The organism is Stenotrophomonas sp. SXG-1 (genome assembly GCF_014083965.1).
Taxonomy (GTDB): domain Bacteria; phylum Pseudomonadota; class Gammaproteobacteria; order Xanthomonadales; family Xanthomonadaceae; genus Stenotrophomonas; species Stenotrophomonas geniculata.
Genome location: NZ_CP046588.1, coordinates 3,250,072 through 3,267,646, shown reverse-complemented (window position 1 = coordinate 3,267,646; position 17,575 = coordinate 3,250,072). Strand labels below are relative to the sequence as shown.

Genomic DNA, 17,575 nt, shown 5'->3' with positions numbered 1-17,575 from the left:
AAGTATAGAGGGTCGGGGAGGGCCGCCGTTGGACGGCGCCGCATGCCTGCCGGCACAAGGGCGGGCCAACGTTCATGGGAAGGAATCGATGAAACGCACGACGACGGTGAGATCTGCCCTGGCAACCGCGCTGGCACTGGCGCTGACGGCCTGTGGTGGAGGTGGCGGGGGCGGCAACGTGCGCATCGATACACCGCCACCACCGCCGCCACCGACTACCCCGCCACCGACTACCCCGCCACCGACGACGCCGCCTCCGGTCAAGCCACAGGAGCCGGCTTTCGACGCGCATCTGTCAGTCACCAATGCGCGCGCCGCACAAGCTGCCGGCCTGACCGGTCAGAACGTGCGCATCGGCATCGTCGATTCCGGCGTGCAGCGCAATGCGGTGGCATTGAATGGCCGGGTGCTGGCCAACCTCAACTACATCGATCCGGCCAGAAACAATCTGGGTGTCGATGATGTGGTCGGCCACGGCACCGCCGTGGCCAGCCTCGCCGCCGGCGCGGCAACGGGCTCCTGGCCGGGCGGCATCGCGCCAAAGGCGCAGATCGTGTCGGCACGGATCATTGCCGACAAACCGCCGACCGACGACGGCAGCGGACGCGGCAATGCATTCAGCGGACCGCTGGGTGTGGCCCAGGTCCACCAGGACCTGATCAGCTACAACGTGAAGGTGATGAACAACTCGTGGGGCGGCCTGTACTGGACCGACCTGCCGACCACCGCGCAGGTGGCCGCCGAATATCGTCCCTTCGTGATCAACCACGGCGGGCTGGTGGTGTTTGCCGCGGGCAATGATGGCCGCAGCGAACCGAGCAGCCTGGCCGCGCTGCCCAGCCAGCAGGGCGTGGCCGGCACGCTGCCGGCCGCCGATCTGGAGCGCGGCTGGCTGGTGGCCACCGCCGTGGATCCGTATGCGCCCGGTACGCTGGCCAGCTATGCCAATGCCTGCGGCCAGGCAGCCCGGTACTGCCTGGCGGCGCCAGGCAGCGCGGTCTATCCCGATGCCAATGGTGGCAGCTACTACTGGAACTACGGCACGTCATTTGCGGCGCCCTTGATTTCCGGCGCGGCGGCGCTGGTCTGGGAGCGCTTCCCGTACTTCAGCAACGATCTGGTGCGGCAGACCCTGCTGGGCACCGCCAAGGACATCGGCGCGCCGGGCGTGGATCCGGTGTTCGGCTACGGCCTGCTCGACATCGGCCGTGCGATCAACGGTCCGGGCCGTTTCGACTGGGGGGATGTGGTCGCCAACGTGGATCTTGCTTCGACCGGCTCGGCGTGGCGCAACGATATCGTCGGCAGCGGCGGCCTGGTCAAGCAGGGCGGGGGCACCCTGGTGCTGGCCGGCAACAACAGTTACACCGGCGCCACCCGCATCGAGCGCGGCATCCTGTCGCTGCAGAACGGTGGTGTGGTCCGTTCCAATGTGACCATTCTCGGCCAGTCCGATCCGGATTCGACCGGCCTGCAGTTCAATGGCGGCACGCCCCGCGTGATCGGCAATGTGGTCAACGGCAGCAGCGTGTTCCTCACCACCGGCAACACCACCGGCACGATCGAGGGCAACTACACCCAGCAGGCCGGTGCACAGCTGATGATCGCACTGGGCGCCAATGCGCTGCAGGTCACCGGCAATGCCGCGATCGACGGTGGCGTGCGCGTGCATGGCTTCGTTTCCGGCTACGTGCCACAGAACGGCAGCCGGCAGGACCTGATCCACGCGGCAGGCGGACTCAGTGGCACCTTCAGTACGCCGGCTACCTCCAGTGGCCTGCAGGGGCTGTCGTTGCTGCAGAGCAGTTACGGCTACGACAGCAACAACGCCTGGTTGAACCTGACCCAGGTCAGCGTCACCGCAGCGGCCAGCGGCCTGGGGGCGTCCGCCCAGGCGGCAGCACAGCGCCTGGAAGGTGCATTCGCAGCACTCGACAAAAACGCAGGGCTGCAGGGATCGGCCTTTGGTGCAGCGGCCGGCGCCCTGCAGTGGACCGGCGGTGGCCCGCAGGGCCTGGCCGCCAGCCTGCAGAGCCTGTCCGGTCAAGCGCACGCCCGTGCCGAAGCGGCGACCTTCGACAGCATCGACATGTCGCGGCGTGCGATCGCCGAGCGCTTCGATCGTGTACAGGCCGCACCGCGCCTGCGCGGGAGCTGGCAGAGCGCGCTGGGTGAGGCGGGGCAGGGCAGCTTCGCCGGCAACGCCGCCGACAGCCGGGGCTGGATGGCCGGCCAGGATCTGCCACTGGGCAGTAACGGCCTGATGGGCGTGGCGTTTGGCGAGACCCGAAGTAATGGTGGCAGCAGTTTCGGCGGCGATCGTGGGCGTGATCGCCAGGCGCAGGCGCAGCTGTACGCGGGCTGGAATCTGGGGCGTGGCTACGCGCTGGCCCAGGTCGGAAGCGGCCAGTTCACCCGCGCGCTGGATCGTCAGCTGCTGCTCGGTGCGGGCGCCTATGGTGTCTCTGCGCGGTATGGTGGCCGTTTCAGCAGTGCCAGCGTGGAGGGCGGGTACCGGCTGGGGCGTGCAGGCGCATCGTTGACGCCCTACGTCGGCGCCAGCACCACGCGCGTGGATACCGACGCCTTCAATGAGCTCGGCGGCTTCGGTTTCGGCCTGCGGGGCGATGCCAATCGCGTGCAGCGCAGCCAGATGCTGGCCGGTATCCGCGGCGAGCGTGGCTGGGGGCGTTGGACGCTGCGTGGGCATGCCGAATGGCAACAACGGATTGATGGCGCGGATGCGGACTGGCAGGCCAGTTTCGTCGGCGTCGATGCCTGGGCACCGCTGGCGGGCTGGAACGTACCGCGCGGCAGTGCGCTGATCGGCGTGGCGCTGGAATCGTGGTGGGGTCGCAATGGCCGCCTGAGCCTGGGCTTCGACCAGCGCGTCGGTGGCGAAGGTGCGCGGCAGGCAGCCTTGCGCTACAGCACCGGCTTCTGAAGGACAGGTCGCGCCGGGTCATGCCCGGCGCGACGTCGGCTGGCTCAGCCGCCGCGCAGGTTGCCCAGGCGCGGGGTGCTGCGGCCCAGCGGCATCTTCAGCTTGCCGATCGACAGGATGCGGCTCTCGGCGATGCGGTCGGCGGCACGCTGCGGCGCGATGTTCTCGCGCTGCGACAGTTCGAAGATGCGGGTGAGGTTGTGGTAGATGCTGCGGATCAGGCGCATCGCGCGTTCGCGGTTGTAACCGTCGATCTCCAGCGACACGTTCATCACGCCGCCGGCATTGACCGCATAGTCCGGTGCATACAGGATGCCGCGCGCATGCAGCTCGTCGCCGATCTCCAGGCTCGACAGTTGGTTGTTGGCGGTGCCGCAGATGATCTTCGCCTTGATCCGCGGCAGGGTGTCGGCGTTGATCGCGCCTTCCAGCGCGCACGGTGCGAACACGTCGGCGTTCACTTCATGGATCTCATCCGGCTTGACTGCTTCGGCACCGAAATCGCTGACCGCGCGATCAACCAGCGCGCTGTCCAGGTCGGTGACGTAGAGCTTGGCGCCGCGGTCGCGCAGCAGCTTCACCAGTTCCATGCCGATGTGGCCCAGGCCCTGCACAGCGATGCTGGTCTTGCCCACTTCCTCATGGCCGAACTTGAAGCGCATCGACGCCATCAGTGCCTGCAGCGCACCGTAGGCGGTGAACGGAGCGGGATCGCCGGAGCCACCATGGACCTGGTGCACGCCTGTCACGAACTGGCTTTCCAGGTAGATGTTCTCCATGTCGTTGACGTCGGTGCCGACGTCCTCGGCAGTGATGTAGCGCCCGCCCAGGGAATCGACATAACGGCCGAAGGCACGGAACAGCACCTCGGTCTTGTCCACTTTGGGGTCGCCGATGATCACCGCCTTGCCGCCACCTACGTTGAGGCCGGCCAGTGCATTCTTGTAGGTCATCGTCCGGCTCAGCCGTAGCGCATCGGCCAGCGCCTCGTCGGTGCTGGCGTAGGGGCGCATGCGCACGCCGCCCAAGGCCGGGCCGAGGGTGGTGTTGTGGATGGCGATGATCGCCTTCAGGCCGGCGTCGTGGTTGTGGCAGAACACCACCTGTTCGTGGCCGGTGGTGGCGAGGGTTTCGAATAGCATGGCGTCTCCGATGGCGCGATCAGCGGCGAACTGCAGCGAACGGCCAGTGAACGGTAGGGTCCCAAAACAAAAAAAGCGACGTCGTCGGTGCAGGGGGACGGGTCGCGCGGCGCCATTCTAGTCCATTCCCCCGGCCGGTGCCGTCGACATCGGCGACCTTCCGGTTAAAGAAGATGAAAGTGCGGCCGATGCTGCGACGACGGCGGGTGGCCGGATTCGCGTGAAGAGGCAGGGCGGTCAGTGACGGCAAGGGCACCACAACGACAGGGCGGGCGGCGATGACGCCGGCCTGGTGGCGATCGCTGCGCGGCTGGCTGGCGCGCTCGACCGGGGCCGCGCCGTCCCGGTTGGCGGCGGTGTCGCGGCAGGCGGTGGCGGCGGCTGCGGCCAGCCTGCAGGGTGAGGCGCTGCCTTCGGCCGAGATCGCTGCACATCTGCAGCGCGGCCTGCATGCGCTGGCCCTGTACCCGCGCCTGGCCGGTGGATCCACGCCGGTGCAGGCCGCGGGACTGGGCGAGGCGGTGGCGCGCGCGCTGCAGGACCGGGACTGGGCGGCCCGTCAGTTGCCGCGCCGCCCGCAGCTGCTGCCGCAGCTGATCCAGACGGTCAACGACGATGCGGCATCGGCGCGGGTGATGGCGGCGATCATCGGCCAGGACCCGGTGCTGACCGGCAACCTGCTGCGCATCGCCAACAGCCCGGCCTACAAGGTGCACGAGCGCCCAGTGGAAAGCCTGCAGCGGGCGGTGACACTGGTCGGAACCGAAGGCGTGCGACAGATCATCAGCGCGGTGCTGGTACAGCCGGTGATGCAGGTGCAGTGCGAGGTGTTTCCGCAGTTCAGCACGATCATCTGGGAGCACGCGCTGCTGGCTTCGCGCGCAGCCGCTGACCACGCGCGCACGGTCACCTTCGGCGATGCCTTCGCCGCCCAGTGGCTGGGCCTGGTACAGGGGCTGGGGGCCGCACTGGTGATGCGCCAGCTGCTGCAGGAAGCGCAGGCACGCGATGAGACGGTGGAGCCGGCGCTGGCGCTGCAGCTGCTCCAGCAGTGGTCGCTGCCGTTGGCGCAACGCGTGGCTGCGGCCTGGGAGCTGCCCGAGCCGGTGCACCAGGCACTGGCGCCCGAGGCGGATGGCCCGCTGGCTGACAGCCTGCGCCTGGCCAGTGCGGCCGCAGCGGCCAGCCTGCTGTGCCGGCATGGACATGCCAGCCAGAGCCGCATGCTGGCCCTGCTCGAACAGTTGCCTTCGGCGCCGCCGCATGCCCTGCGCTGGATCTGGCGGCGCCTGCACGGGCGCAGCGTGGAAACACGCGATGACGCTGGACAGGAAGAGGCGGGTCCGGCGCCCTGAGCGTTACAGCTGCGATTCCACCGGCAGCCAGCTGATCACCCGCGACAACCAGCGCTTGCGCGCCGTTGCCCCTGGCTCGGCCTCCACCCAGTGTGGTGGTGGTTCACGCTCCAGCCAGCGCAACCGGTAACGGTCGTCCAGCGCCAGCCACCAGCTGTGCCTGGGATCGGCCAGGCGCAGGTACTCGTCCCGCAGCTGTGCGCCCAGTACCGGATCGTCGAACAGCACGCCCATTTCAGTGTTCAGATAGGCCGAGCGCGGGTCGAGGTTGAACGAACCGACGAAACCGCGGCGGTCGTCGACCAGGAACGCCTTGGTATGCAGGCTCGCGCCGCTGCTGCCGAACACGCCGGCATCGGCGGACTGCCCCTGCGCTTTCAGTTCGTACACGTGGACGCCAGCTTCGAGCAATGGCACGCGGTAGCCCATGTAGCCACCGTGCACGGCGGCAACGTCATTGGCGGCCAGTGAGTTGGTGACCACGCCGACCTGCACGCCCCGCCCGGCCATGGCCGAAAAGCCATCCAGGCCTTCGTTGCCGGGTACGAAGTAGGGCGAGATCAACAGGACCTTGTGCCGGGCGGCCTGCAGCTCACTGATCAGGGTCGACACCAGCCAGGCAGCGCGATCGTCCTTGCGGTGCTTCATCGGCGGGTCCGACACGATGCGCACTGCACCGCTCCAATGTAGCGGCTCAGGGCTTGGGCGCTGCCGTTTGCGCGATTCGGCCACGCGCGCAAGGTAGGGCCGGGCCACGTCGCGCTGCGCTTCGTGATCCGATTCGCGGACCAGCAGGCGTAGCTGTGCATCGGTATGGAAGGCAAGCGCCGATACCGGTATGGCCGCTTCACTGTTCCAGTAGTCGTCGAAGATGCGGTTGGCCTGCTCCACGGCGGGGCCGGCAACCAGCAGATCCAGGTCCTGGAAATTCACATCGGTGCGTGCGCTGAAGTACTCCTCGCCGATGTTGCGGCCACCGACGATCGCGACTCGGCCGTCGGCAATCCAACTCTTGTTGTGCATGCGGTGGTTCACGCTGAAAGCGCGCTGCACCAGTTCCAGCGTGCGCGCGATGCCGCTGCGGTTTCGGAACGGGTTGTAGAGGCGGATTTCAATGTTCGGGTGCCGGTCCAGCGCCATCATCAGCGCGTCCTTGTCCTGGGCGTTCATGTCGTCAAGCAGGATGCGCACGCGCACACCGCGCTCGGCGGCGTCGTACAGCGCCTTGGCCATCAGGTGGCCGATCAGGTCGTCGTGCCAGATGTAGTACTGCAGGTCCAGGCTGCGGCCTGCGTGCGTGGTGATCATCGCGCGTGCGGCGAAGGCATCCATGCCATCACTGAGGAACGCCACGCCGGACTGTCCGGGGTGTGCGTCCTGCAGCGGCACGATTTCCTGGTCGATGCGGGTCTGCGCCGGCTGCAGTGGCAGCACATGCGAGGGTGCGCCCTGCGCCCGTGGCGTGAGATGGTCGGCCAGCAGCAGCCCGGACAGGACCAGCAGCAACAGCGCGGCGAGGATGATTGCAGCGACGCGCAGCAGGCGTCGCCACAGGGGCTTGGGCAGGCTCATGCCCCGATGGTAGAGCCACGCCATGCGTGGATGAAAGCCAACAGATTCATTGCAGTAGATCCACGCCATGCGTGGATGCCTTCTTCAGGCAATGTCACGCCATGCGCGGATGACTGGAACTTCGCGGTCAGAACCGCTCGTCGCTGCCCAGGTAACGCCACTGCCGCGCGGGCAGCGGTCCCAGTGCCACGCGGCCAATGCGCAGCCGGCGCACGGCCGTCACCTGCAGGCCGGCAGCGGTGACCGCCACGCGCAGGCCCTTGGCCGTCAGGCCCTTGCCCGCGAAGCGCAGGCGCTGCTCGCTCTGCCAGCTGACCTTGGCGCCGCCCGATTCCTGCTGCAGCCGCGCCATCAGCCACGGGCCGCGCTCGGGCCCGCCTTCGGCCACTTCAATCAGGTATTCCTGTTCGGTGCGGCCCAGATTGCGCTGCAGATGGGCCAGCGTGGCCGGATCCTGGCTGACCACCACCAGGCCGCTGTCGCTGGCCGGAAGCGAGGCGGCCAGCTGCAGTCCGTGGAAGTGGCGCTGCAGCGGACGGATGTCGCTGGCGTCGAGTTCGCTGCGGCTGTCACTGCTGACCAGCGCGCACAGGGTTTCGGCGGCAACGCCAGCCGGTTTGTGCAGCAGCATGCTGACCCGCTCGGCCTTTTCATCGCTGGCCTGCTCGGCCACGACGATCACCGCGCTGTCATCGACCGGACGCTGTGGCTGTTCCACCACGTCGCCGTTGACCGTGACCCAGCCGCCTTCGATGTAGCGTCGCGCCTCGCCGCGTGGGATGCCGAGCAGAGCGGACAGGCGTTTGTCGAGACGGATCGGTTCCATGGCGGAAAGGTCAGGCAGGGGGCGCGCAGTGTAGCTGCTGCGGCCGGTCAGCGCTGGCCGCGGTTGGCCAGCTCGGTCAGGTACAGGCGGGTATCGAACTCCAGCTGCAGGTAATCCGGCTCCATGTGCTGGCACAGCTGGTAGAAGGCCTTGTTGTGGTCGGCTTCCTTCAGGTGGGCCAGCTCATGCACCACGATCATGCGCAGGAACGCGGCCGGTGCCTGGCGGAACACGGTGGCGATGCGGATCTCACGGCTGGCCTTGAGGCGGCCGCCATGCACGCGGGAGATGGCGGTATGGGTGCCCAGCGCGTGCTTGATCACTTCCAGCGTGTTGTCGTAGCAGACCTTGTTGAGCGGCACCGACTTGCGCAGGTAGCGGTCCTTCAGGTCCTGGGTGTAGTCGTACAGCTGGCGGTCGCTGCGCACTTCGTGCGGGTCGGGGTAGCGCTGCTGCAGCCAGGGGCCGAGTTTGCCCTGTGCCAGCAGGTCGCTGACCTGGGCGACCAGGGGTTCGGGATAGCCGTTGAGGTACTTCAGGACTGCCATGCAGGGGCGGCGGGGCGTCGGTAGAATGGAGCATCCAAGATTACACGCGGTACGCATCGACCATGGCAAAGCCCAACGCGCTGCAGGAACAATTGCTCAAGGCCGGCCTGGCCAAGAAGTCGCAGGCCAGCGCTGCCGCGAGCGCGCAGGCCAAGGCCCGGCAGGGCAAGGCCGAATCGACCTCGGCCGACGTCCAGCGCGAGGCTGAACGGGCCCGCGCCGAGAAGGTCGAGCGCGACCGCGCACTGGCCGCCGAGCGCAATGCCCAGGCCCGTCAGGCTGAACAGAAGGCGCAGGCGAAGCAGATCATCACGGCCCATGCCGTGCCCCACAAGGGCGACGACGAGTACCGTTTCAGCGATGGTGCGGCGATCCGCACCCTGCTGATCGACCCCAAGCTGCGCAAGGCGCTGTCGGTCGGCGTGCTGGTCATTGTCGCCAATGGCGAGGGCTACGCCCTGCTGCCACGTGCTGCTGCCGAGAAGGTGCGTGAGCGCGCCCCGGAGGCGATCATTGTCGACCATGGCCAGCCGGGCTCGACCGCCGAGATCTCCACCGGCAACGCCGAGGACGACGCCTACTACGCGCAGTTCCAGGTGCCGGACGACCTGGTCTGGTAAACAAGAAGGGGACGGAGGGGATTAAGTCGCAATCGGCTTGATCGAACCCATCCGCGCTCTGTTCGTCTTCCTGAAGAGCAGCCGAGCGTGGCTCGGCTCTACATTAAGGCGTGCCTTTTTGCCGGGGTGTATCGTCTCCATATCAGGCGACACACCTGCGGAGGATGGCCATGGCTACCGGTTGGGCGGGAGACGGCGCGGTCCAGGACCAGATCGACGCCACCGTCGACGATGCGATCGCCCGCGCGCGGCGCCAGCTGCGCGAGGGCCCGGGTCTGGAGCACTGTGAGGAATGCGACGCGCCGATCCCGTTGGCGCGGCGCCAGGCCGTGCCCGGTGTCCGGCTGTGCGTGGCGTGCCAGCAGGCGCATGACGACGAAGAACAGGCGCATGCCGGCTACAACCGGCGTGGCAGCAAGGACAGCCAGCTGAGGTAAAGGGGGTTTTTATTGCAGGGCTGCGCCCTGCACCTGCCGAAGCCAGAGCTAGAGCCAGAGCAACGTCAAAAGCGGGCATTCCGTGGGATGGCGGGGCGGTGTGGGTGGTCAGGACACGCCGTAAACCCATCCATGGGGGCTCGATGGCGCCATCCATGGCGCCAACGGTCCTGCCCACCCACACCGCCCCGCCTCTGACAGATTCCGTGTGCTGTTGGCGGGTGCCGACCGTTAGTCGGCACATCTGTCAGATATCGAATGAATTCATTCGTGCCGACCAACGGTCGGCACCCACCAAAGCAGAACGCCGTTCCGACAGCTCGCGGAAATCTGTCGAAGGCGGGGTGGGTCCGGTTGAGGGGGCGTGAGCTGCATGGATGCGGCGACCGAGCTTACATGGACGTACTTGCAGCGTCCCCCTCAACCGGACCCACCCCGCCATCCCACGGATAGCATGCTTTTGCCGTTGCCGTTGCTCCGAGCAGGTGCAGGGCGCAGCCCTGCCGAAAACCCCACCCTCAGCCGTCGCCCTGGATGCCACCGGGGGCCTGTGCCGGGTCGCGCCAGCGGCGGACCGTGCGCTGGAAGAACAGGTTGTTCGGCAGCTGCAGCACCGTGCCTTCGTGGCCGTCGCCGGTCTCCTGCAGCGTGGTGTAGATCAGGTTCACGTCGATCACCCGGCCCTTCAGGCCCGGCTTCTCGCCGTTCTCCAGCACCTCGATGTAGTCGTGCAGGCGGAACGGGCGGGTGGTGAAGATCAACAGCGTGCAGAAGATGTTGGACAGCACGCTCCACGCCGCGAAGAAGGCCACCGCGCCCACGGCGGCGAAGCCGGTAAACGCGGTCCACAGCACCGACGGCTTCGCGCCGAGCAGGCTGAGGATGTAAAGCAGGGCACTGAAATAGACCACGAAACTGGTGATCCGGCGTGCACCCATCACCATTTCGGGCGGCAGCGTGTAGTGCTCGGCGAAGCGGCGGATCAGGCGACGGGCGAGCACGCGCAGGAGCCACGCAACCAGCAGCACCAGTACGATCTGCACGGCGACGCCGGCGTAGTTCAGCCACGGGTGGGTCCAGGCGGGCAGGTGATCCTTCAGCGACAACATCATGGGGCGACTACGGAGGGGGAAACGGCCCCCGATGTTACCCGGCGCGTGCGGGGGATTCGACCGCCGGGGTCCAGGCCAGGCACACCAGCTCCTGGCGGTGCTGCTGCAGGCAGGCGCGGCCGTTGTCGGGGCGCAGCTGCAGTGACAGGCCCAGCGCCTGCAGCAGGACGCAGGCGGTGATCACCAGCAGGGCGGCGCAGGATGGGCTGGACATGGCAGGACTCCTGGACGGCAATTTTGCGAAGGACCTTCCATGGATGCAGCAGCCATCAAAAAGGTTGCATGGCATCGATCATGGATGAGCTCTAAACCTTTTTCCGGGTTGCCGCATCCAAGCGATATGCTCGATACCACCATGCCCGCGCTGCCTGCCGCCAACGACGCCGTCGACGAACCCGCCCTGGTGCGGGCGGCCGCCGCCGGCGACACCGCGGCCTATGAACTGCTGTATCGGCGCCACGCGCCCCGGGTATTCGCTGTGCTGTGGCGGCTGTGTGGCGGCCAGCAGGCACGCGCCGAGGACGCGCTGCAGGAAGCGTTCCTGCAGGCATGGAAGGCGCTGCCGGGCTTCCGTTTCGAGAGCAGCCTGTCGACCTGGCTGCACCGGCTGGGCGTCAACGCCGCGCTGATGGAACTGCGCGGGCGTGCTGCCGGGCAGGACCATGACAGCCTCGACGAAGTGGACGGAGGGTTGCAGGAACTGGCGGTACACGACCGCTGTGCCGGCACCGAACGCGACCTCGAACGGGCGCTGTCGACACTGCCGCCACGGGCACGTGCGGTACTGGTACTGCACGACATCGAAGGCTGGAAACACCAGGAAATCGCCGAACAGCTGCAGATGGCCGTCGGCAGTTCCAAGGCACAGTTGCATCGTGCGCGCGGCCTGTTGCGCGCACGGCTGGGAGACATGACATGAATACACACGACCACGATTCCGACCACGATCTACTGGCACGGCTGCGCGCGCTGCCAAGCGAGCGCGACGTACCCACCGATGGCTGGGCACGCCTTTCGGCCCAGCTGCCGCCGCGTGAGCCGCAGGCGGCGCCTGCGCCGGGCGACAACGTGGTGGCCCTGCCGAACCGTTCGCGTCGGCGTTGGTGGTTGCCGGTGGGTGCGGTGTTGGCGGCCAGTCTGGCGGTCTACGCCGTGGCGCCGTGGCGCCATGCGCAGCCAGAGGTGCCGGTACCTTCAGCACTACAGCTGCAGGCGGCGGCGATGACCGAGCAGTACCAGCAGGCCGTTGCTTCGCTGCCCGATGGACGGGCGCCGGAATGGCAGCCGGCCCTGCACGAACTGGATGAAAGCGCGGCGCAGATCCGTGCCGCCCTGGCGCAGGACCCGCGTGCGCCGCACCTGCTTGGCCAGCTCAAGCGCACCTATGCGCTGCGGCTGGAACTGACCCGGCAGGCGGCCTATGCCGCCGAGTCCGGCTTGACGACCTGAGGAGACCCCCATGACCCGAACCCTGATTTCCTGCTGTGTCGCGCTGCTGCTGGCCCCTGCCGTAGCACTGGCCGACACCCGCATCGACGAGCGCCACACCCTGGCCGCGGGCGGTCGCATCGAGCTGAGCAACGTGGCCGGCAAGGTGACCGTGCGCGGCTGGGACCGCAATGACGTGCAGCTCACCGGCACGCTCAGCGACGGCCTGCAGTTGCGCCAGGAGAAAAGCGCCAACCGGGTGCGCTGGGAGATCGAATATCCGCGCCGCAGCAACAATGGTGGCGCGACGCTGGTGCTGAACGTGCCGCGCTCGGTGGAGCTGCTGCTGAGCACGGTCAGCGCCAGCCAGGACATCAGTGGCATCGATGTGCGACGGCTGCAGGCCGACACGGTCAGCGGCAGCCTGAGCGCAGCTGGCCGCAGTGGCGACAGCAAGCTCAACACGGTCAGTGGCAGCGTCAGTGCACGCCTGCAGACGCCGAAGCTGGACGTGAATACGGTCAGTGGCCGGATCGAGGCCGGCGGCGGGGTATCCGGTGATATCGGTGCGCAGACGGTGTCCGGCCGGGTCGAGGTGGACGCCGGGCGCGTGCAGCGGCTGGCGGTGGAGACCGTCTCGGGCAGCATCGATCTGGCAGCAGCCGGATTGGCACCCGGTGGCCGCATCAATGTCGAATCGGTCAGTGCCTCGGTCACGCTGAGCCTGCCGCGCACGGTGTCGGCACAGCTGTCGGTGAACAGCTTCAGCGGGTCGATCAACAGCGATGCCGGGCAGGTGGAGCGGCCGCGCTATGGGCCGGGCAGCCACCTCGATACGCGGCTGGGCGGCGGCGACGGTGACATCCGCATCCAGTCGCATTCGGGCAGTGTGCGGGTACGCCTTGACCGCTGAGCGCGATCCGGCAGGCCGCGGCGGCAGCGCCGCCGCGGTCAGTGTTGGGTCAGCTGGCCTTCTTCAGTGCCCAGGTGGTGCCGAGGACTTCGATCTTGCCACCGGCCTTGCGGAACGCTGCCAGGTCCGAAGCGATCGAATCGCTGCTGACCACGGTGCTGGCGGCCGCGCCCTTGCGTTCGCTGCGGATGCTGTTGCTGGCCTTCGCGGGGGTCTTTGCCTTGCGGGGCATGGTTGCTCCTGTCAGGTGGAAGGGGAGGAAAGCGCCCAGGCGTCGGCCTGGCGCAGGTAGTCCTGCCGCTCGCGGCGGCAGTCATCGCCGCCCATCGAAAACTGGCGGCAGATCGCCGGGCGCTGCGAATAGATCGTGCAGCGCAGGTGATAGGGATCGATCGCCGCGCACCAGCCTTCCTCGTTGCGCGCCATCACGGCACGGCCGTGGGTGTCGCGTGACAGGAACTGGCCAGGCACGTGGTCGCCGGGCTGCAGCAGCACGGGCAGCCGGCAACAGACCGCGTCACAACGGCGGCAGTCGATGGGTGCAGGTGCTGCGTCAGGTTGTAAGGCCACAGGGGCCTGGCGGGTGCCCAAAGCGGGTCTCGATGGCGGCTCAGGTGCTGCGCGGACCATGAACGAGCCAGGAAGGCATGGCCGCTAGGCCCGCAGGGCGGGCCAGGCTGCACCGTGGACACACACCGGCGTGGCCGGTGGAAGGTGCAGCGGAGTTCTAGCCGACCAAGAGTAACTTAGACCGCGTAACGTTTTGTTAATCCTGGCTGGCTGCCGCCAAGGCCAGGCCCTGGACCACGCCCAGCGAGGGCTCGCCGTGGACCATGCGGGCGCCCGGGAAGGCCTCGGCCACGGCCTGGCGCAGGTAACCGGCGCGGGACATGCCGCCGGTGAGGAACACCGCATCCGGGTCGCCCCCGATGTCGCTGCGGACCTGGGCCAGCAGTTCCCGGATCTGCTCCAGGTAGCCATGGGCGGCGGCGGCCAGGCCATCGGCGCTGCTGTCGGCATGCAGGTCGCGGGCAATGTAGTCCAGCGTGCTGCGGTGCTCGCTGGCGGCACTGAGGGCGATCTTGGCGCGTTCGACGTCGCGGTACAGCCGCGCGGTGTTGCCGGTGTCCTGCAGCGCCTGCAGGCGGTCGCCCCAGGGCGCGTCGACATGGTCGTACTTGTGCAGGCGGAACTCGCGCTGGCGGGTCATGTCCTGCACGGTGGCCGCTTCCACGTAGTGGTGGGCCGGCACGCGGGTGATGCCGCGGCCGAACAGCGGCATGTAGCTGGACAGGCTCAGCGCCAGGTCGATGTCGGTACCGCCGCGGGCGATACCCCAGGCGCGGTGGATGCGCGGGGCGTCGTCGCCGCCGACTTCGGCATGGGCGATGTCGGTGGTGCCGCCGCCGATATCGACGATCACCGCCTGGTGCCGCTCGCGGCTTTCGGCGTGGTAATGCATGGCCGCCGCGGCCGGTTCCTCGAGGAAATCGATCTGGTCGAAGCCGGCCTGGGTGGCGGCCTCGCGCAGGATGTCCAGCGCCTGGTCGTTGCCGGCCGCGCCGATCGAGCTGCGGAACTGCACCGGGCGGCCGAGCAGGGCGGCACGCAGCGGCTGGCCGAGCTGGGCGCTGGCAGTCAGGCGGATGTGCTCGAGGATGTGCGCGGCGATGCCGGTGATGGTCTGCTTGGCGCGCGGGTGCAGGTTGTAGCCGAGCATCGACTTCGGGCTCTGCACCAGGTTGCCTTCGTGTTCCTCGAAATAGGCTTCCAGCGCGTCATCGCCGTAGACCGCGTTCTGCAGCAGGTCGCTGGCGCTGCGTTCCTTGCCGGCGCGGGCTTCCATCCATTCCCGGCGCAGTGCGCGCAGGGCTTCGCGGCGCAGTGCCTGTGGCGTGCGTTCCTGGCCGGCGGCACGGGCTGCGCGCGCGGCGCTGTCGATCATCTGCTGCAGCTGGTGTTCCTGGCCGTCATCGAGCTGGAAGTCGTCCGGATCGGGCACCACGCCGGGGAAATACACGCTGGTGCGGAACTGCTCGGCATCGCCGAAGCGGATCGGCAGCAGTTTTCCCTCATGCACGATGGCGGCGGCGGAGTTGCTGGTACCGAAGTCGATGCCGAGGCGCATGGGGAGTTCCGGGGGCGATCAGGGGCCGCGCACTCTGCTGCAGTTCGCCGCCGACTGCAAGTTCCAGCGGGCGTGCTGTTCTGGTCCGGGTCCAGTGGGCAGCCCGGAGCCCGCCCGGAAAAGGGCCGGGGAAGCCGGCCGGTTACAATGGCGGCTGTTGATTCACTTTGAGGTATTTGCTGATGTCTTCTGCCCCCGCCTGCCCGCAGTGCACCCTGGAAAACACCTACGCCGATGGTGCGCTGTGGATCTGCGCCGACTGCGGTTTCGAATGGACCGCCGAGGAAAGCGCCGGTTCCACCCTGGTCGTGCGTGACAGCAACGGCAATACCCTGCAGGCCGGCGACACCGTCACCGTGATCAAGGACCTAAAGGTGAAGGGGTCTTCGATCCCGCTCAAGCAGGGCACCGTGATCCGCAACATCCGCCTGGTCGAGGATGATGCCGAGCACATCGAAGGCAACTCGGACAAGATCAAGGGCCTGGTCCTGAAGACCTGCTTCCTCAAGAAGGCCTGATCACCTTCAGCGCCTGGCCTGCTGCTGCGCGCGCCAGCGGGCCAGGCTGTCCAGCTTGGCCTGGTAGCGCGCCTGCTCCGGCGCGCCCCCCAGTTCCTGTGCACGCAGCAGTTCGCGATCGGCGCGCTTGAGCTGGCCAGCCAGGAAATAGACCCGCGCCAGCCCGAAGTGGAACTGATGCGCGGTGTCATACAGGCGCACGGCCTGCCGGTAATAGCGGATCGCCTGGTCCAGCTGGCCGGCCCGTTCGGCCTTGGCGCCGAACATGTACTGCGCGAACGGGTCTTCGCGCTGCACCGATTTCAACCGGCGCTCAAGTGACTGCGCCTGCGCGGTCAAGCCCAGGCTGCGGAACAGCGCGGAGGCATTGGTCAGTGCGGCATCCTGGCGGCCGTCCAGCTGCAGCGACCGGTCCAGCGCCTGCCGCGCCGCCTCGTTGTTGCCTTCGCGGTGGTCGAGCACGCCGAGGTTGTTCCACACTGGAGCGAACCCGCTGTCCTGAGCCACGGATGCGTCGAAGAATGCACGGGCGCCGCCGAAGTCACCGTCGGCGAGGCGCTCCGCACCCCGGTTGTTGTAGAAATGCGCCAATGCCCGCGCACGGCTCACGGGAACCGGCCCGCGGCGGTCATAGAGCACATTGCGATCCAGGTCGACGGTACCGAAACGCCCGCCGACATCGACGCCGGCATTGACGTGGCCGACGCTGTAGACCACGCCCGCGTCCTGGTCCTGGTACCAGGACACCACCTGCCCCACTTCCTGCACGCGGGCCTGGATGCCCGCCTCCCGCGCAAGCGTTACGAACAGCAGGGTGAAGGCCAGGCAGTTGGCGCGGCGGTGCTGCCAGATATCGCTGACGGTGTAGGTCGCATTGGCGTCGTACTGCAGGTCCAGCCCGTGCTGGTCGAAGATCATCTCCACGAGCGCCTGCAGGCGCTGGTCGCGGGAGTAGCTGCGCTGGATCACCTGCTTCTGGAGCATCGCACGCAGGTCCGCGGGAATGGCGAACACTTCTTCCGGGGTCGGCACGCGTGCGGCCGACACGGTGATGGTCGGGGTCGTCACCACATCGGCGGGCGGTGCCTGGCCTGCGCCGAAGGCAGGAGCACAGAAGGCCAGCAGCGAAAGGGTGAGGCAATGGGCGGCAGAACGGTACATGACGGTTCCCGGCAGCGGCGGGCGCTCCCGCCTGTGGCGAGTGTATTCCCATGGATGTCCAGCTGCAGCGACCGTTGGTCGGCGCCGCGTTCATCCACAACCGATGTGGACCAGCGCGCGACAAAGCTGTGGACAACTGGCTCCGGGCCTCGCCTGGCAAGCGTTGTGAGTGCGTGGTGAAAAAACCGCCAGCTTGCCCGGCGCCGGCACAGGCGGGATGATCCGGGCATGGACTTCTCACCGCTGACGCTTGCCCCGGCGCAGTGGCAGGCGCTGCAGGACAGCTATGCCACGCCGCCACGCGCCTACCACCACTTCGGCCATGTGCGCGCGGTGCTGCAGCACTGCCAGGAGGTGGCCGATGGCCCCGGCTGGAAGCAGCCGGCCGAGATCTATCTGGCCGTGCTCTATCACGACGCGATCTACCAGGCGGGGCGCAAGGACAACGAGGCGCGTTCGGCGCAGCTGGCCCTGCAGGCGATCGCACAGGCGCCGGAGCTTGCCGGTGTCGACGCTGCTCGCGTGGAGCAGTTGATCCTGCTGACCGCCCGCCATGGCGCGCTGGGTCCGGAGGATGTGGATGCCGAGGCGGCGCTGTTCCTGGACTGCGACATGGCGATCCTGGCTGCACCGGAGCCGGTGTTCGCCGCCTATGACCGTGGCGTGGCCGAAGAATACAAGGGCGTGGTGCCCGGCTTCCTGTACCGTGCCGGCCGTCGCCGATTCCTGCAGGGCCTGCTGCGCGCACCGCGGATCTTCCTCAGTGAGTTCTTCCACCAGCGCCTGGACGCGGCCGCCCGTGACAACCTGCGTCGCCAACTGGGTGGTTGAGCCGGCCCGGTACACTGGTGTCCTGTTTCCAATGATTGTT

The 17,575-nt window shown here is 67.8% G+C and carries 19 protein-coding genes; 9 read left to right on the top strand and 10 right to left on the bottom strand.

The annotated features are described in order from the left end of the window. Window positions 1-88 precede the first annotated feature (88 nt). Window positions 89-2,944, top strand: a complete 2,856-nt coding sequence (locus tag GOC52_RS15050; RefSeq protein WP_191849784.1) for an autotransporter serine protease — start codon at window positions 89-91, stop codon at window positions 2,942-2,944. A 44-nt stretch (window positions 2,945-2,988) separates the two neighbouring features. Here GOC52_RS15050 and GOC52_RS15045 read toward each other — a convergent pair whose 3' ends face one another. Then, window positions 2,989-4,086: a Glu/Leu/Phe/Val dehydrogenase dimerization domain-containing protein gene (locus GOC52_RS15045; RefSeq protein WP_010482852.1), complete on the bottom strand. Its 1,098-nt coding sequence runs from the start codon at window positions 4,084-4,086 to the stop codon at window positions 2,989-2,991. A gap of 278 nt (window positions 4,087-4,364) precedes the next feature. On the opposite strand from GOC52_RS15045, the gene GOC52_RS15040 reads away from it, so the two are divergent. Beyond that, the gene (locus tag GOC52_RS15040) at window positions 4,365-5,441 is read left to right on the top strand and encodes an HDOD domain-containing protein (protein WP_010482855.1); all 1,077 of its coding nucleotides are present in this window, start codon (window positions 4,365-4,367) and stop codon (window positions 5,439-5,441) included. A 3-nt stretch (window positions 5,442-5,444) separates the two neighbouring features. Here GOC52_RS15040 and GOC52_RS15035 read toward each other — a convergent pair whose 3' ends face one another. The 3 genes from GOC52_RS15035 to GOC52_RS15025 all read right to left on the bottom strand — a co-directional run bounded on the left by GOC52_RS15035 (window position 5,445) and on the right by GOC52_RS15025 (window position 8,387). Beyond that, window positions 5,445-7,037 carry a phospholipase D family protein gene (locus tag GOC52_RS15035; protein WP_191849782.1) on the bottom strand — a complete coding sequence of 531 codons (1,593 nt, stop codon included), beginning with the start codon at window positions 7,035-7,037 and terminating at the stop codon, window positions 5,445-5,447. 103 nt (window positions 7,038-7,140) lie between these two features. Further along, the gene (locus tag GOC52_RS15030; protein ID WP_019338833.1) at window positions 7,141-7,839 is read right to left on the bottom strand and encodes an RNA pseudouridine synthase; all 699 of its coding nucleotides are present in this window, start codon (window positions 7,837-7,839) and stop codon (window positions 7,141-7,143) included. Window positions 7,840-7,886: 47 nt separating this feature from the next. Next, complete coding sequence (locus GOC52_RS15025; protein WP_019338832.1) at window positions 7,887-8,387, bottom strand: M48 metallopeptidase family protein; 501 nt, start codon at window positions 8,385-8,387, stop codon at window positions 7,887-7,889. A 62-nt stretch (window positions 8,388-8,449) separates the two neighbouring features. On the opposite strand from GOC52_RS15025, the gene GOC52_RS15020 reads away from it, so the two are divergent. Continuing rightward, window positions 8,450-9,007, top strand: a complete 558-nt coding sequence (locus GOC52_RS15020; protein ID WP_019338831.1) for a DUF2058 domain-containing protein — start codon at window positions 8,450-8,452, stop codon at window positions 9,005-9,007. A 170-nt stretch (window positions 9,008-9,177) separates the two neighbouring features. Further along, window positions 9,178-9,444 (top strand): DksA/TraR family C4-type zinc finger protein, encoded by a 267-nt coding sequence (locus GOC52_RS15015; RefSeq protein ID WP_010482865.1) that lies wholly within the window; start codon window positions 9,178-9,180, stop codon window positions 9,442-9,444. Between the two features lie 518 nt (window positions 9,445-9,962). Here GOC52_RS15015 and GOC52_RS15010 read toward each other — a convergent pair. After that, window positions 9,963-10,556: a mechanosensitive ion channel family protein gene (locus GOC52_RS15010; protein WP_010482867.1), complete on the bottom strand. Its 594-nt coding sequence runs from the start codon at window positions 10,554-10,556 to the stop codon at window positions 9,963-9,965. A gap of 34 nt (window positions 10,557-10,590) precedes the next feature. After that, on the bottom strand, window positions 10,591-10,770 hold the full coding sequence (locus tag GOC52_RS15005; protein ID WP_043402757.1) for a hypothetical protein: 180 nt from the start codon (window positions 10,768-10,770) through the stop codon (window positions 10,591-10,593). A gap of 126 nt (window positions 10,771-10,896) precedes the next feature. Here GOC52_RS15005 and GOC52_RS15000 point away from each other — a divergent pair, with 126 nt between their 5' ends. The 3 genes from GOC52_RS15000 to GOC52_RS14990 are packed head-to-tail and all read left to right on the top strand — an operon-like array spanning window position 10,897 to window position 12,897. Beyond that, a complete protein-coding gene (locus GOC52_RS15000) occupies window positions 10,897-11,475 on the top strand; it encodes an RNA polymerase sigma factor (protein ID WP_019337006.1) in 579 nt (192 codons plus the stop codon). Next, on the top strand, window positions 11,472-12,005 hold the full coding sequence (locus tag GOC52_RS14995) for a hypothetical protein (RefSeq protein WP_019337005.1): 534 nt from the start codon (window positions 11,472-11,474) through the stop codon (window positions 12,003-12,005). Before GOC52_RS15000 ends, GOC52_RS14995 begins: the two co-directional genes overlap by 4 nt. Window positions 12,006-12,015: 10 nt before the next feature. Next, window positions 12,016-12,897, top strand: a complete 882-nt coding sequence (locus GOC52_RS14990; RefSeq protein WP_005414223.1) for a DUF4097 family beta strand repeat-containing protein — start codon at window positions 12,016-12,018, stop codon at window positions 12,895-12,897. Window positions 12,898-12,946: 49 nt separating this feature from the next. Here the strand turns inward: GOC52_RS14990 and GOC52_RS14985 are convergent, their stop codons facing one another. From GOC52_RS14985 to GOC52_RS14975, 3 genes are all read right to left on the bottom strand, one after another. Beyond that, on the bottom strand, window positions 12,947-13,129 hold the full coding sequence (locus tag GOC52_RS14985; RefSeq protein ID WP_005410566.1) for a hypothetical protein: 183 nt from the start codon (window positions 13,127-13,129) through the stop codon (window positions 12,947-12,949). 11 nt (window positions 13,130-13,140) lie between these two features. Continuing rightward, window positions 13,141-13,392: a YkgJ family cysteine cluster protein gene (locus tag GOC52_RS14980; protein WP_005410565.1), complete on the bottom strand. Its 252-nt coding sequence runs from the start codon at window positions 13,390-13,392 to the stop codon at window positions 13,141-13,143. Between the two features lie 271 nt (window positions 13,393-13,663). Beyond that, complete coding sequence (locus tag GOC52_RS14975; protein WP_057504191.1) at window positions 13,664-15,025, bottom strand: Hsp70 family protein; 1,362 nt, start codon at window positions 15,023-15,025, stop codon at window positions 13,664-13,666. A 182-nt stretch (window positions 15,026-15,207) separates the two neighbouring features. Here GOC52_RS14975 and GOC52_RS14970 point away from each other — a divergent pair, with 182 nt between their 5' ends. Next, on the top strand, window positions 15,208-15,543 hold the full coding sequence (locus GOC52_RS14970) for a zinc ribbon domain-containing protein YjdM (RefSeq protein ID WP_010482882.1): 336 nt from the start codon (window positions 15,208-15,210) through the stop codon (window positions 15,541-15,543). 6 nt (window positions 15,544-15,549) lie between these two features. Here GOC52_RS14970 and GOC52_RS14965 read toward each other — a convergent pair whose 3' ends face one another. Beyond that, window positions 15,550-16,704 carry a tetratricopeptide repeat protein gene (locus GOC52_RS14965; RefSeq protein WP_019662133.1) on the bottom strand — a complete coding sequence of 385 codons (1,155 nt, stop codon included), beginning with the start codon at window positions 16,702-16,704 and terminating at the stop codon, window positions 15,550-15,552. Between the two features lie 228 nt (window positions 16,705-16,932). Here GOC52_RS14965 and GOC52_RS14960 point away from each other — a divergent pair, with 228 nt between their 5' ends. Then, window positions 16,933-17,535, top strand: coding sequence for an HD domain-containing protein (locus GOC52_RS14960; protein ID WP_049434156.1), 603 nt, complete (start codon window positions 16,933-16,935; stop codon window positions 17,533-17,535). Window positions 17,536-17,575: the final 40 nt, after the last annotated feature.

What these genes read in the sequence shown, in the direction of transcription:
- GOC52_RS15040 (WP_010482855.1), top strand. Translation starts at nt 4,365, where the DNA reads ATGACGCCGGCCTGGTGGCGATCGCTGCGCGGCTGGCTGGCGCGCTCG.
- GOC52_RS14975 (WP_057504191.1), bottom strand. Translation starts at nt 15,025, where the DNA reads ATGCGCCTCGGCATCGACTTCGGTACCAGCAACTCCGCCGCCGCCATC.
- GOC52_RS14990 (WP_005414223.1), top strand. Translation starts at nt 12,016, where the DNA reads ATGACCCGAACCCTGATTTCCTGCTGTGTCGCGCTGCTGCTGGCCCCT.
- GOC52_RS15045 (WP_010482852.1), bottom strand. Translation starts at nt 4,086, where the DNA reads ATGCTATTCGAAACCCTCGCCACCACCGGCCACGAACAGGTGGTGTTC.
- GOC52_RS14965 (WP_019662133.1), bottom strand. Translation starts at nt 16,704, where the DNA reads ATGTACCGTTCTGCCGCCCATTGCCTCACCCTTTCGCTGCTGGCCTTC.
- GOC52_RS15030 (WP_019338833.1), bottom strand. Translation starts at nt 7,839, where the DNA reads ATGGAACCGATCCGTCTCGACAAACGCCTGTCCGCTCTGCTCGGCATC.
- GOC52_RS15005 (WP_043402757.1), bottom strand. Translation starts at nt 10,770, where the DNA reads ATGTCCAGCCCATCCTGCGCCGCCCTGCTGGTGATCACCGCCTGCGTC.
- GOC52_RS14970 (WP_010482882.1), top strand. Translation starts at nt 15,208, where the DNA reads ATGTCTTCTGCCCCCGCCTGCCCGCAGTGCACCCTGGAAAACACCTAC.
- GOC52_RS15035 (WP_191849782.1), bottom strand. Translation starts at nt 7,037, where the DNA reads ATGGCGTGGCTCTACCATCGGGGCATGAGCCTGCCCAAGCCCCTGTGG.
- GOC52_RS15015 (WP_010482865.1), top strand. Translation starts at nt 9,178, where the DNA reads ATGGCTACCGGTTGGGCGGGAGACGGCGCGGTCCAGGACCAGATCGAC.
- GOC52_RS14960 (WP_049434156.1), top strand. Translation starts at nt 16,933, where the DNA reads ATGGACTTCTCACCGCTGACGCTTGCCCCGGCGCAGTGGCAGGCGCTG.
- GOC52_RS15010 (WP_010482867.1), bottom strand. Translation starts at nt 10,556, where the DNA reads ATGATGTTGTCGCTGAAGGATCACCTGCCCGCCTGGACCCACCCGTGG.
- GOC52_RS15020 (WP_019338831.1), top strand. Translation starts at nt 8,450, where the DNA reads ATGGCAAAGCCCAACGCGCTGCAGGAACAATTGCTCAAGGCCGGCCTG.
- GOC52_RS15025 (WP_019338832.1), bottom strand. Translation starts at nt 8,387, where the DNA reads ATGGCAGTCCTGAAGTACCTCAACGGCTATCCCGAACCCCTGGTCGCC.
- GOC52_RS15050 (WP_191849784.1), top strand. Translation starts at nt 89, where the DNA reads ATGAAACGCACGACGACGGTGAGATCTGCCCTGGCAACCGCGCTGGCA.
- GOC52_RS15000 (WP_019337006.1), top strand. Translation starts at nt 10,897, where the DNA reads ATGCTCGATACCACCATGCCCGCGCTGCCTGCCGCCAACGACGCCGTC.
- GOC52_RS14995 (WP_019337005.1), top strand. Translation starts at nt 11,472, where the DNA reads ATGAATACACACGACCACGATTCCGACCACGATCTACTGGCACGGCTG.
- GOC52_RS14985 (WP_005410566.1), bottom strand. Translation starts at nt 13,129, where the DNA reads ATGCCCCGCAAGGCAAAGACCCCCGCGAAGGCCAGCAACAGCATCCGC.